This window comes from Streptomyces sp. NPDC107500 (assembly GCF_055582785.1).
In genome coordinates this window covers 400,684-413,065 of sequence record NZ_JBVJPF010000003.1, presented here as the reverse complement: position 1 = coordinate 413,065, position 12,382 = coordinate 400,684, and the positions used below count along the sequence as shown (strand labels likewise).

At 70.7% G+C, this 12,382-nt stretch carries 11 protein-coding genes; 4 read left to right on the top strand and 7 right to left on the bottom strand.

Features of this window, described 5'->3' with window-relative positions; genetic code table 11:
* Positions 1 to 854 precede the first annotated feature (854 nt).
* The 3 genes from ACZ67M_RS13445 to ACZ67M_RS13435 all read left to right on the top strand — a co-directional run bounded on the left by ACZ67M_RS13445 (position 855) and on the right by ACZ67M_RS13435 (position 4,845).
* Positions 855 to 2,180: a PhoH family protein gene (locus ACZ67M_RS13445; RefSeq protein WP_361352259.1), complete on the top strand. Its 1,326-nt coding sequence runs from the start codon at positions 855 to 857 to the stop codon at positions 2,178 to 2,180.
* Between the two features lie 439 nt (positions 2,181 to 2,619).
* Positions 2,620 to 3,318, top strand: coding sequence for an aggregation-promoting factor C-terminal-like domain-containing protein (locus tag ACZ67M_RS13440; RefSeq protein WP_361352256.1), 699 nt, complete (start codon positions 2,620 to 2,622; stop codon positions 3,316 to 3,318).
* A 150-nt stretch (positions 3,319 to 3,468) separates the two neighbouring features.
* Positions 3,469 to 4,845 carry an AI-2E family transporter gene (locus ACZ67M_RS13435; RefSeq protein ID WP_361352254.1) on the top strand — a complete coding sequence of 459 codons (1,377 nt, stop codon included), beginning with the start codon at positions 3,469 to 3,471 and terminating at the stop codon, positions 4,843 to 4,845.
* Between the two features lie 90 nt (positions 4,846 to 4,935).
* Here the strand turns inward: ACZ67M_RS13435 and ACZ67M_RS13430 are convergent, their stop codons facing one another.
* Positions 4,936 to 5,472, bottom strand: a complete 537-nt coding sequence (locus tag ACZ67M_RS13430; RefSeq protein WP_361352251.1) for an alkyl hydroperoxide reductase — start codon at positions 5,470 to 5,472, stop codon at positions 4,936 to 4,938.
* Positions 5,473 to 5,478: 6 nt separating this feature from the next.
* Positions 5,479 to 6,033: a peroxiredoxin gene (locus ACZ67M_RS13425; RefSeq protein WP_122616009.1), complete on the bottom strand. Its 555-nt coding sequence runs from the start codon at positions 6,031 to 6,033 to the stop codon at positions 5,479 to 5,481.
* A 133-nt stretch (positions 6,034 to 6,166) separates the two neighbouring features.
* On the opposite strand from ACZ67M_RS13425, the gene ACZ67M_RS13420 reads away from it, so the two are divergent.
* Positions 6,167 to 7,105 carry a LysR substrate-binding domain-containing protein gene (locus ACZ67M_RS13420; RefSeq protein ID WP_469850926.1) on the top strand — a complete coding sequence of 313 codons (939 nt, stop codon included), beginning with the start codon at positions 6,167 to 6,169 and terminating at the stop codon, positions 7,103 to 7,105.
* Between the two features lie 127 nt (positions 7,106 to 7,232).
* Here ACZ67M_RS13420 and ACZ67M_RS13415 read toward each other — a convergent pair whose 3' ends face one another.
* From ACZ67M_RS13415 to ACZ67M_RS13395, 5 genes are all read right to left on the bottom strand, one after another.
* Positions 7,233 to 9,575, bottom strand: a complete 2,343-nt coding sequence (locus tag ACZ67M_RS13415; RefSeq protein ID WP_469850924.1) for an ABC transporter permease — start codon at positions 9,573 to 9,575, stop codon at positions 7,233 to 7,235.
* On the bottom strand, positions 9,572 to 10,261 hold the full coding sequence (locus tag ACZ67M_RS13410; protein WP_125492687.1) for an ABC transporter ATP-binding protein: 690 nt from the start codon (positions 10,259 to 10,261) through the stop codon (positions 9,572 to 9,574). Before ACZ67M_RS13410 ends, ACZ67M_RS13415 begins: the two co-directional genes overlap by 4 nt.
* Positions 10,258 to 10,782, bottom strand: coding sequence for a PadR family transcriptional regulator (locus ACZ67M_RS13405; RefSeq protein ID WP_122616012.1), 525 nt, complete (start codon positions 10,780 to 10,782; stop codon positions 10,258 to 10,260). Before ACZ67M_RS13405 ends, ACZ67M_RS13410 begins: the two co-directional genes overlap by 4 nt.
* Before the next feature lie 162 nt (positions 10,783 to 10,944).
* On the bottom strand, positions 10,945 to 11,283 hold the full coding sequence (locus tag ACZ67M_RS13400; protein WP_469851340.1) for a type II toxin-antitoxin system antitoxin: 339 nt from the start codon (positions 11,281 to 11,283) through the stop codon (positions 10,945 to 10,947).
* Positions 11,229 to 12,167 (bottom strand): SPFH domain-containing protein, encoded by a 939-nt coding sequence (locus tag ACZ67M_RS13395; protein ID WP_361352237.1) that lies wholly within the window; start codon positions 12,165 to 12,167, stop codon positions 11,229 to 11,231. The genes ACZ67M_RS13400 and ACZ67M_RS13395 overlap by 55 nt, the downstream gene beginning before the upstream one ends.
* Between the last annotated feature and the right edge of the window lie 215 nt (positions 12,168 to 12,382).

Here is a 12,382-nt window from a genome sequence, read left to right as displayed (position 1 = left end):
CGCGTGAGCAAAGCTGCGCGTGAGGCACCGCGCAGTGGAGGGGGCTGCGCGGTGCCGGGTCAAGCGGGCGTGCACCCCACGCGTCACCCGGTCGGGGGATGGGGGCCGGCTCCGGGATCGGCCCTCTCGTCACTCCATCCACCTGTGAATCCGCGGTGTATTCGCTGTGTATCCGGTGTGCGCCCGGGGGACGGCTGTGTTTTGGCCATGATTCAGGGCGGAATGGGCGCTTCCGGGGGCATCCTGGCGTCGCGGTCCGACTCCGGAGAGTAGTTGTGGCACGCCGATGCACGCAGCATCACTTACAAAGGGTTATGGTGGAAACCCCCCCTCGGGCCGGTCCGTATCCCCCCCACGGACCGGCCCGTTTTTTCTGCCCGGCCGCGGGTCCCCGCCCGGGGGCCGGCCCGCCCGCCCCGCCCGCCCGTCGGCCGCGCCCCCGTCGCGGGCCCCCAAGGGGTCCCAATTGGCTCCATGCGAGGTCCGAGCGGGCTCCGTACGGGATCCCTGCGGGACTCCCGTAACGAGGAGTTCACCGGTGCGCCCTCCTGGGTCGTGGCATGGCCGCGCTCGTTCCAGGGCATAAGGCAAGCAGGTCGACGCCCGAACCACGGGTGTCGGATCCTCAGCGGACGGCACGGAGCCGTCCGCCCGGGAGGCCCTTTGCACCAGCCCCACCGTGCGGTCACGGCACGGAAGTCGCGGCGGAGGACCGGCCCACGGTCCGCGCCAGTGCAGGGCGGCCCCAAGGGTCTGCGTCCGCCAGGTCCTGGACCCGTCGGCTCATTCACGCCCTCCCGGCCCAGCGTCCACTCCGTCGCTCCCCGACCTCATCCGAGGGGGTACGTCCTTCCGTGGTGACCAGCACAAAGCGCCACAAGCCAGATCGGCGCACCTACGTTCTCGACACCAGCGTCCTGCTGGCCGACCCGAACGCTCTGTCCCGCTTCGACGAGCACGAGGTCGTGCTCCCCATCGTCGTGGTCACGGAGCTGGAGGCCAAACGGCACCATCCCGAACTCGGCTACTTCGCCCGGCAGGCCCTGCGCCTGCTCGACGAGTTCCGGGTCCGGCACGGTCGCCTCGACGCCCCCATTCCGATCGGGGACCTCGGCGGCACCGTCCGTGTCGAGCTCAACCACTCGGACCCCAGCGTGCTGCCCAGCGGCTACCGCCTGGGGGACAACGACTCCCGCATCCTCGCGGTCGCCCGCAATCTGCAGGCGGAGGGGTTCGACGTCACCGTCGTCTCCAAGGATCTCCCGCTCAGGATCAAGGCGTCCTCCGTTGGCTTGCTCGCCGAGGAGTACCGCGCCGAGCTGGCCATCACGGACGCCTCCGGCTGGACCGGGATGTCCGAACTGACGCTCCCCGGCGAGCAGGTGGACATCCTCTTCGAGGAGGGGCACGTCTACGTCCCCGAGGCCGCCGAGCTGCCCGTGCACACCGGTCTGACCATCCAGTCGGAGCGCGGCAAGGCCCTCGGCCGGGTCACGCCCGACGGCAACGTCCGGCTGGTGCGCGGCGACCGGGAGGCGTTCGGCATCAAGGGCCGCAGCGCCGAGCAGCGAATCGCGCTCGACCTGCTCCTCGACCCGGACGTCGGCATCGTGTCGATGGGCGGCCGGGCCGGCACCGGCAAGTCGGCGCTGGCGCTGTGCGCGGGCCTGGAAGCGGTCCTGGAGCGCCGGCAGCACCAGAAGGTGATGGTCTTCCGTCCCCTCTACGCGGTCGGCGGGCAGGAACTCGGCTATCTGCCGGGATCCGAGGCCGAGAAGATGAGCCCCTGGGCACAGGCGGTCTTCGACACGCTGTCGGCGGTCACCAGCCGCGAGGTCATCGAGGAGGTCACCGCGCGCGGGATGCTGGAGGTCCTGCCGCTCACCCACATCCGCGGGCGCTCGCTGCACGACGCGTTCGTCATCGTGGACGAGGCCCAGTCCCTGGAGCGGAACGTCCTGCTGACCGTGCTGTCCCGGATCGGCGCCAATTCACGGGTCGTACTGACCCACGACGTGGCCCAGCGGGACAACCTGCGGGTGGGGAGGTACGACGGAGTCGTCGCCGTGGTCGAGAAGCTGAAGGGGCATCCGCTCTTCGCGCACGTCACCCTGACGCGCTCCGAGAGGTCCCAGATCGCGGCGCTGGTGACCGAAATGCTGGAGGACGGTCACATCTGACCCGTCTCTGAACCATCCGCGAACTCCGACCCGTGACGGGTCGGTTGTCCGACAATCGGCGCCGTCCGGAAAGGCCAAGAGCCTAGCCGGGCGGCGCCGCGGCGTGTGTGCGTTTCCGAGAATCCCTTGGGCCAAACGGGATGTGAGCTTTCACACGCAACACAGAATTGCCTCACCCCGTCGGGTTACGGCAGAGTCTCATTCCTGTCAGGCCCCGCATACGACACACCTGTACCCCCAGCGGTACGGCACCACAGAAGCACCAGCCTCAACTCCATAGCAGCGTCGTATGCCGCCCGAGCACCACACGGCGCTCTCCGCGAGGAGAGTTGTCCACCGGGCCCGTGCCTCCCGTGACCAGTAGTTGGGGAGGCCAGCGCCAGGGGCACGATTGCGTCCGCGAGGGTCACCGAAGCGGGCGATGCTGGAAGGAAACCGTGTGAGCCGGATCTCGGTCCGGGGATTCGCAGTGGCCTCGGCCACGGCGGTCACCGCTGTCGGAAGCGTCGTCGGAGTTGCCTCGGGCAGCACCGCGCAGAACAACGACGCGGAGGCGACGGCAGCAGGCACGACGCTGCTCGCCGACATCCCCATGGGTGAGCAGGCGCAGGTGCAGACCGCGTCCCTGACTCAGCAGGCCGACGTGCAGGCCATCGCCGCGGACGCGACCGCCAAGAAGGGCGCGGAGGAAGCCGCCCGCAAGGCAGCCGCCAAGACCGCCGTGGCCAAGCAGGAGAAGGCCAAGCAGGCTGCCGAGGAGGCCGCCAAGAAGCGCCAGGAGGAGAAGGAGGCGGCCAGTCGCGACGCCCAGCGCGACTCCACCAGCTTCGCCGTCCAGAGCTCCTACAGCACCGGCCAGATCCAGGCGATGGCCCGTCAGATGGTGCCCAGCGGTCAGTTCCAGTGCTTCAGCAACATCGTGGACCACGAGTCCAGCTGGAACTACCAGGCCGTGAACCCCTCCTCCGGTGCCTACGGCCTCTTCCAGGCCCTCCCCGCGGGCAAGTACGCCTCCGCGGGTGCCGACTGGCGCACCAACCCGGCCACCCAGATCAAGTGGGGCCTCAGCTACATGGACGGCCGCTACGGCAGCCCGTGTGAGGCCTGGGCCTTCTGGCAGGCCAACCACTGGTACTGAGCCCGCCGGTCCGCCCGGCGCGGACACCGCTCAACCTCGCGCAGCCCCTCTCCGTCCTACGGTGAGGGGCTTTCGCGTTGCCGCCATGTACGGTCGGACCGGACGACTCCGGGGGGAGTGGTGGGGAAAGACGGGGGAAGAGGACGGATCATGTCGCGAGTGCCAGGGTGGCTCGGCCGGCTCGGCGCCGGACTGACCCAGATGAGCGGGCGGTTGGAGCAGCGCCGCCAGGAGGCGCGGCGGGACGCCGCCGACGACACGGGAGTGGGTGCCTCCGACCAGGGGCGGCCGACCCCCGAGGAAGCGGCGTACGAGTACGCCGCCACGCACCACGCGGTCGTGGTCCGTGACCGCCCCGACCCCGCGCAGGCCGTGCCCTGGGGCGTACGGGTCGCCGCGGAGGCCGGGTGGCGGCTGCTGGTCCTGGCCGGCACCGTGTGGGTGCTCATGCGGGTCATCAGCGCCGTGCAGCTGGTGGTGCTGGCGTTCGTCGCCGCCCTGCTGATCACGGCGCTGCTCCAGCCGGCCGTGGCGTGGCTGCGCCGGCACGGGGTCCCGCGCGGGCCGGCCACCGCCCTGACCGCGATCCTCGGGTTCGTGGTGATGGGCCTGATCGGCTGGTTCGTCACCTGGCAGGTCATGGAGAACATCGACAACCTCTCCGACCAGGTCCAGGACGGCATCGACGAACTGCGCAACTGGCTGCTGAACAGCCCCTTCCACGTCACCGACAAGCAGATCAACGAGATCGCCAAGAACCTGCGCGAGGCGGTCGGCGCCAACACCGACCAGATAACGTCCGCCGGTCTGGAGGGCGTCACGGTAGTCGTCGAGGCGCTCACCGGCATCCTGCTGGCCGCCTTCTCGACGCTCTTCCTGCTCTACGACGGCAAGCGCATCTGGCAGTGGACGCTGAAGCTGGTGCCCGCGGCGGCCCGGCCGGGCGTCGCCGGTGCCGGCCCGCGCGCCTGGCGGACGCTGACGGCGTACGTGCGGGGCACGGTGATCGTGGCGCTGATCGACGCCATCTTCATCGGCCTCGGCATCTACTTCCTCGACGTGCCGATGGCCGTGCCGCTGGCCGTGTTCATCTTCCTGTTCGCCTTCATCCCGCTGGTCGGCGCGGTGATCTCGGGGGCGCTCGCGGTCGTCGTGGCGCTGGTGACGCAGGGCGTGTTCGCGGCGGTCATGACCCTCGTGGTGGTGCTGGCGGTGCAGCAGATCGAGGGGCACATCCTCCAGCCGTTCATCCTCGGGCGCGCGGTGCGCGTCCACCCGCTGGCCGTGGTGCTGTCCGTGGCCGCCGGCGGCATGATCGCCGGCATCGGCGGCGCCGTGGTCGCCGTACCGCTGGTGGCGGTGACGAACACCGTCGTGGGCTACCTGCGGGCGTACTCCCGCGAGGCCGCCCTGCGGCAGACGCCCAAGCCGCACGGGGCGACCGCCGCGGACGCCTCACCGGCGACGGATCCGCCGAAGCCGCCGCCGCCGGAGGTGGAGCCGCAGTCGGACGCCTCCCCGGCGTAGGTCCCGGCGGCTCGACGGTCCTGACGAAGCGACGGGCCCCGCCCACCCGAAGGTGGACGGGGCCCGTCGTACGCGTGCCGCCTGGCGGGACTACTGGTCGGCCAGGACCGCCTCGGCGTCCAGCGTGACACCGACGGCCTCGACGACGGCGGCGATCTTGAACGCCTCCTGGATCGTCTCGCGGTCCACACCGGCCTTGCGGAGCACCTGCTCGTGCGAGTCCAGGCACATGCCGCAGCCGTTGATGGCGGAGACCGCGAAGGACCACAGCTCGAAGTCGACCTTGTCGACGCCCGGGTTGCCGATGACGTTCATCCGCAGACCGGCGCGCAGGGTGCCGTACTCGTGGTCCGACAGCAGGTGCCGGGTGCGGTAGAAGACGTTGTTCATCGCCATCACGGCGGCGGCCGACTTGGCGGCCTTGTACGCCTCCGGCGTGAGGTTGGCCTTCGCCTCCGGCTCCAGCTCGCGCAGCACGATGGGGGAGCGCGAGGCGATCGCGGTCGCCAGCACGGTGCCCCACAGCTGCTGCGCCGGGAGGTCGGAGTTGCCGATGACCGAGCCCAGGTTGAGCTTGAGGTCCTTGGCGTAGTCCGGGACGGCGGACTTCAGGGAGTCGAGGGACACGTCAGATCACTCTCCCGAGAGCAGCGCGACCGGGTCGAGGGTCTCGTCGCCCTTGCTCCAGTTGCACGGGCAGAGCTCGTCGGTCTGCAGGGCGTCGAGGACCCGCAGGACCTCCTTGGGGTTACGGCCGACCGAGCCGGCGGTCACCATGGAGAACTGGATCTCGTTGTTCTGGTCCACGATGAACACGGCGCGCTTGGCGAAGCCGTCCTCGCCCTCGATGCCGAGGTCGCGCATCAGCTCGTGCTTGGAGTCCGCCATCATCGGGAAGGGCAGGTCACGCAGGTCGTCGTGGTCCTTGCGCCAGGCGTGGTGGACGAACTCGGAGTCGCCGGAGAAGCCGAGGACCTGGGCGTCGCGGTCGGCGAACTCGTCGTTCAGCTTGCCGAAGGCGGCGATCTCGGTCGGGCACACGAAGGTGAAGTCCTTGGGCCACGCGAAGATGACCTTCCACTGACCCTCGTAGGTCTTGTGGTTGATCTGCTGGAACTCCTCGCCCTTCTCCAGCGAGACGCAGGCGGTCAGATCGAACTCGGGGAACTTGTCACCGACAGTGAGCACGCGCTCTCCTTGCAGCGAGGAAACACCCGTTTTGCTGGTGTTTCCCATGGGTTGGACGTTCTTGATGTTGGCACAGGGTGCATTGATTAGTGAAATAGCTACACTCGGTCGAGTTGATCGGAGGTGGCTATTAGTGTCCAGTAAGAAGAGGCAGCCCAGCCTCGCCCAGCTGCGGGCTTTCGACGCGGTCGCGGAGCACCTGCATTTCCGCGACGCCGCCGCGGCGATCGGGATGAGCCAGCCCGCCCTCTCGGGCGCCGTCTCCGCGTTGGAGGAGGCACTGGGTGTCACCCTCCTGGAGCGCACGACGCGCAAGGTACTGCTCTCGCCGGCCGGCGCCCGGCTCGCGGTGCGGGCGAAGGCCGTACTGGCGGAGGTCGGCGCGCTGCTGGAGGAGGCGGAGGCGGTACGCGCGCCCTTCACCGGCGCGCTGCGGCTCGGCGTCATCCCGACCGTGGCGCCCTACCTGCTGCCGACGGTGCTGCGCCTCGTCCACGACCGCTACCCCGACCTGGACCTCCAGGTCCACGAGGAACAGACCGCGAGCCTCCTGGACGGCCTCACCACCGGCCGCCTCGACCTGCTGCTGCTCGCCGTCCCGCTCGGCGTGCCCGGCGTGACCGAACTCCCCCTCTTCGACGAGGACTTCGTGCTCGTCACCCCGCTCGACCACCGGCTCGGCGGCAGGGAGGGGATCGACCGCTCGGTGCTGCGCGAGCTGAACCTGCTGCTGCTCGACGAGGGCCACTGCCTGCGCGACCAGGCGCTGGACATCTGCCGGGAGGCGGGCCGCGCGGGTGTCCCCGCGACGACCACGGCCGCCGGTCTGTCCACCCTGGTCCAGCTGGTGGCGGGCGGCCTCGGGGTCACCCTGCTGCCCCGCACCGCGGTCCGCGTGGAGACCTCCCGCTCCACCCAGCTCCTCACCGCCTCCTTCACCGACCCGGCCCCGACCCGCCGCATCGCCCTCACCATGCGCACGGGCGCGGCGCGCGGCGCGGAGTACGAGGAGCTGGCCGCGGCGCTGCGGGAGGCGATGGGGGACCTGCCGGTACGGACGGTCGCCACCTGAGGCCCCGCCCGTTCCGTACTTCGGTCGCCGCCTGAGGCCCGCCCGTCCCGTACTCCGTGCGGGCCCGGGCGCGCGTGTGGGGCCCGCGCCCCGTGGACACGGACCCCCACACCCGCCGCCCGCGCGGCTACTCGGTGCGCAACCCCTCCGGCCGCATCAGCCGCAGCAGCGGAGGCAGACTGCACAGCGTCACCGCCAGGACGACCGCCGCGCCGATGCCGGCCATGGACAGCACGCCGGTCCAGTCGACGCGGACCGGGGTGTCCGTCATCTTCAGGAGGACCGTGCCCAGGGTCAGGCCGACCACCGAGGCCAGCAGCAGGCCCAGCGCGATGGGGATCGCCGTCTGCCACAGCACCGACAGGCTCAGTGTGCGGCGCCGGGTGCCGAAGGCGACCAGGGCCGACAGGAGCTTCTTGCGCTCGCGCAACTGCTCCAGCTGCGAGATCAGCAGACTGGCACCGATCAGCGCCAGCACACAGGTCGCCCCGACGAACAGCCCGGTGCGGATGGCGTCGAACCGGTCGGTGCGCTCCGTCGCGGACCACGTCACGGCGTCGGCCAGCGGGTGGACGGCCTCCGTGGTGTTCCGGACGTGGTCCTTCACGTCCGGCACCGACTCGTCGAGCCGGAGGTAGGCGTGCCCTTCGAGGGCGGGAGCCATCGCGGACGACATCGCCTTCGGCGTGAGCAGGAACCCGCCCCGGTCGGTCCCGGCCAGCAGTCCGAGACGCGGCTTCGCCGTCTTCACGCCCCCCGGCACCGTCCAGGGGGCCTCCCGGCTTCTCGGGCCGCCCTCGTAGGACGGGTCGACGTACAGCTTCCGGCCCGCCACCGCCATCTTCGTGGGGTCCACGTCGCCGTCCCACTCGGCACCCCGGACGGCGAACACGTCCCCGTCCGCGCACGAACCGAGCTTGGCGATCTCCCGCAGTGACGCGCAGGTGCCCACCGTCATCGTCGTGCCGTTCTCCGGTTCCCGGGCACGGTCGCCGACCCAGCCCTCGGAGTAGTCGAAGACCGCCTTCACACCCTTGGTGTTCCGCAGCTTCTCGGCGGCCGGGGCCACCGGCACGTCGCTCGGCAGCTGCACCTCCATCTGGGCCTGCGACAAGTCCTGCCCGGTGGGCTTGGTGTAGTCGCCGTCCACGCCGGTGAACAGCATTTGCAGCGCGATCGCCCCGGCGACGGCCACCGCGATGCCGTTGACCATGCGGGCCGCCGTACCGCTGCTCATCTGGAGTCTGCGTACGGCCAGTTGCCAGGCCACCCCGCCGGCGCCGAGCCGCGCCACGACCCTCTCCACGATCCACGGCAGCAGCGCGGTCACACCGACCAGGAGCAGCACCACACCGCCGGTGACCATGTACTGGTTGAAGTCACCGCCTTCGCGCCCGTTGCCGATCATCGGGTAGAGCAGCGCCAGCCCGGCCAGCGGCAGCAGCAGCCGCCACCACAGCCGGCGCCGGGCCGGCCGCCCCGAGCGGACCACGCCGAGCGGTTCGATGACCACCCCGCGCAGGGCGAGCAGCGTCACCAGCACCGCCGCCGCCGGGACCGCCACCGCGACCAGCAGCGCCAGCAGCGGAGACGGGTTCAGGTAGCTCGGGAACACGCTGATGTCGAACACCTCGGCCGAGCCCGCGAGCTGGCGCCCGACCAGGAAGAATCCGGCGCCGAAGACCAGCCCGAGCACCGCGCCCGCCAGGGCCTCGCCGGCGGCGATCCGCCGGGTCATGCGGCTGTCGGAACCCACCAGCCGGAGCGCGGCCAGGCGCCGGTCCCGCCGCTCGCCGCCGAATCGCACGGCCGCGGCGATGAACACGGCGACCGGCATCAGCAGCACCACGAAGACGACCAGGATCAGCAGCAGGAGTACCGGATCGGACTCCTCCTCGCCCGGATCCGGGTCCCCGAACCGGTCGATACGGGTGACCATGCTGCCGTCGATCCGCGGAGCGAGCCCGTCGCCGCCCCGGTAGAAGGCGAGTTCGCTCGAGCCGATCAGCCCGCTCTCCCCGATGGTGCCGACGATCCGGTCCGGCAGCCGCTCACGCAGCAGCGCGCCCGAGTCCGACTCCAGCAACTCCTTCAGCGCGGGGGAGACCGTCATCTCGCCGACCGCCGGGAACTTCTCCAGGCCCGGCGGCAGCGGAGCCCGCGGCCCCTCGGCCTCCAGTGCCCGGCCCCGCACGTTCTTGTCCCGGAAGTCGGTGTCGACGTCGGCGACCACGAGGGTGTCGTCGGCCTTCGGTATCCGCTCCAGGGAGAAGTTGAAGTCGGTTCGGTCGCTCTCCCGTTCGTGCCGGACCTCGAGCGCGTTCGGGACGGCGGTCGTCAGCAGGAGCAGCGCCACGCCGAGGCCGACGCCGACGGCCGTCAGTGCGGCCCGGGTCCACCCCTCGCGGCCGCCGGTGAAGGCGAAGCGGACGCCCAGCATGAGGTCCGCGGCCCACTGGCGCAGGTTCATACGACGCGCTCCATGTCCCGGGACTTGCCGTCCCGTACGACGATCTCGCGGTCGGAGTAGGCCGCCACCCGCGCCTCGTGCGTGACCAGGACCACGGCCGCGTTGGTGGAGCGCGCGGCGTCCGTGAGGAGTTCCATCACGCGCTCGCCGTTGAGGGAGTCCAGCGCGCCGGTCGGCTCGTCGGCGAAGAGAACGCGAGGGCTGGTGACCAGGGACCGCGCCACCGCGACCCGCTGGCCCTGGCCGCCGGAGACCTCGCCGGGCCGCTTCTTGCGCAGGTCGTCGACCTCCAGCCGCTCCATCCAGGACAGCGCGGCCCGCTCGGCCTCCTTGCGGGAGGTGCCGTTCAGGCGCAGCGGGAGGGCGACGTTCTCGACGCAGGTCAGCTCCGGCACGAGCTGGCCGAACTGGAACACGAACCCGAACTCGGAGCGGCGCAGGGCGCTGCGCTCGGAGTCGCTCATGGCGGACAGCTCACGCGCGTTGTACGTGATGGTCCCCGAGTCGGGCGGCACGATGCCGGCGAGGCAGTGCAGCAGCGTCGACTTGCCGGAGCCGGAGGGACCCATCACGGCGACGACCTCGCCGGGGTGGATGGAGAACTCCGCGCCGTCGAGGGCGAGAGTGGGGCCGTACGCCTTGCGCAGCTGTTCGGCCGAGAGCAGGGAACCTGCGGGGGGAGTCATCGGGCCACCGCCTCACGGAGCTTGTCGAGTCGCGCCGCGGTCAGCTCCAGCCACCGCAGGTCGGCCTCCAGATGGAACAGGGCGTGGTCGCAGACGAGCTGGTCGGCGAGGTCGCCCTTGCGCTTGCGGTCGGTGAGGATGCGCATGCTGCGCAGGTGCTCCGACCGCTGGGTGTCGAGGATGTCGGCGGCGTCGCGGTGGGTGAGCAGCGCGAGGACGACCTTGGTGTACAGCGTCGACTGGAGGTACGGCTCGGGCTTCTCCGGCGTGGCGAGCCACTGCTGTACGTCGGTGATCCCCGCGTCGGTGATGGCGTACCGCTTGCGCTCGGGGCCGTCGCCCGCCTCTATGCCGTCGACGACGACGAGGCCGTTCTTCAGCAGGCGGGACATCGTCGAATAGACCTGGCCGTAGTGGAGCGGCCGGTCGTGACCGAACTTCTCGTCGAAGGCGCGCTTCAGGTCGTAACCGTGGCGTGGCCCCGACTCCAGGAGTCCCAGAAGGGTGTGACCGATGGACATGCGGAGCACTCTACACACGGTGTATACGCCGTATGTATACGCCCTGTGCAGAGTCCGTGCCCGGGGGTACGGAGCCGCAGGTCGGAGCCGATTGTCACGGTTCCGAAACGACGGAAGCCGCGCCTCCGCGGGGTGCGGGGCGCGGCTCTTCGTCGGGGTCGGTCACGACTGCGGCGTGGGTCCGGGGCCGCCTCGCGGCGGGCGGCCCCTGCGTGGCAGCGGCCCCGCGTCGCCGGGCAGCCGGCCGGCCTCCGCCAGTGCCCTGCGGAGCAGGAACTCGATCTGGGCGTTGGCCGAGCGCAGGTCCTCGCCCGCCCAGCGGGCCAGTGCCTCGTACACCTGGGGGTCCAGCCGCAGCAGTACCTGCTTGCGCTGCTGCGGCCGGCGCTTCGGGGCGGGGCCCCCGGACGGGGGGCCCTCGGGCGGCGAGCCCTCGGACGGGGGCGTCACTGGTAGAGCGTGCCCGTGTTCAGGACCGGCTGGGCGGCGCGGTCCCCGCAGAGCACGACCATCAGGTTGGACACCATGGCCGCCTTCCGCTCGTCGTCCAGTTCCACGATGTCCTGCTCGCTGATCCGGGCGAGCGCGGCCTCGACCATGCCGACGGCGCCGTCCACGATCTGCCGCCGCGCCGCGACCACCGCGCCGGCCTGCTGCCGCTGGAGCATCGCCGAGGCGATCTCCGGTGCGTACGCGAGGTGCGTGAAGCGGGACTCGATGATCTGCACGCCGGCCGCCTCCACGCGCGCGTGCAGCTCGACGGCGAGCTTCTCGGTGATCTCCTCCGCGTTGCCGCGCAGCGAGAGGCCGTCCTCCTCGTGGGCGTCGTACGGGTACTCGATGGCGATGTGCCGGACGGCCGCCTCGGTCTGGGTGGAGACGAACTCGATGTAGTCGTCCACCTCGAAGGTGGCCTGCGCGGTGTCCTCCACCCGCCACACCACGACCGCGGCCAGCTCGATCGGGTTGCCGTAGGCGTCGTTGACCTTCAGGACGGCCGTCTCGTGGTTGCGCACCCGGGTCGAGATCTTGGTGCGCGAGGTGAACGGGTTCACCCAGCGCAGGCCGTCCTGCCGGATCGTCCCCCGGTACCGGCCGAAGAGCTGCACCACGCGGGCCTCGCCCGGCGCGACCATGTTCAGCCCGCACATCGCGAGGAAGGCCGCGATGGCGATCACGATGCCTCCGATGATGAGCCCGGCCTTCCCGCCGGTGGAGGACACCGCCGTGGCGGAGACGATCAGGCCGGCGCCGACGAGCAGCCCGACCAGCCCCAGCAGCAGCGCGAGGCCGCCGCCGATGCTGTGCGCCTGGTTCTCCCGTACGCGGGGTGCCGGCATCTCGGGCACATCCGCGGTGACCTGCGGGGCATCGTGCGTGGACATGGGTGGTCCCCCTTATCTTCGATCTAGCTAAGTGATATCACTTTACATGAGAGCGGCAACCTTGAACCCCCTTCGAACGTCGGTTCCTAGGGAACGGGTGCTGATTCTCACGTCCGTACAAGGCCGGATCAGTAGCCGTTTGTCATATCTCCCGGTGTTAGCTTTCTGAGCTGACCTGAGCGACGAAGCTGTGTGACGCGTGAGCGAGACGTGCA

Bases quoted from the DNA above. Each gene is read 5' to 3' on its own strand.
- ACZ67M_RS13435 (WP_361352254.1), top strand. From the start codon at position 3,469: ATGTCGCGAGTGCCAGGGTGGCTCGGCCGGCTCGGCGCCGGACTGACC.
- ACZ67M_RS13415 (WP_469850924.1), bottom strand. From the start codon at position 9,575: ATGAACCTGCGCCAGTGGGCCGCGGACCTCATGCTGGGCGTCCGCTTC.
- ACZ67M_RS13410 (WP_125492687.1), bottom strand. From the start codon at position 10,261: ATGACTCCCCCCGCAGGTTCCCTGCTCTCGGCCGAACAGCTGCGCAAG.
- ACZ67M_RS13405 (WP_122616012.1), bottom strand. From the start codon at position 10,782: ATGTCCATCGGTCACACCCTTCTGGGACTCCTGGAGTCGGGGCCACGC.
- ACZ67M_RS13395 (WP_361352237.1), bottom strand. From the start codon at position 12,167: ATGTCCACGCACGATGCCCCGCAGGTCACCGCGGATGTGCCCGAGATG.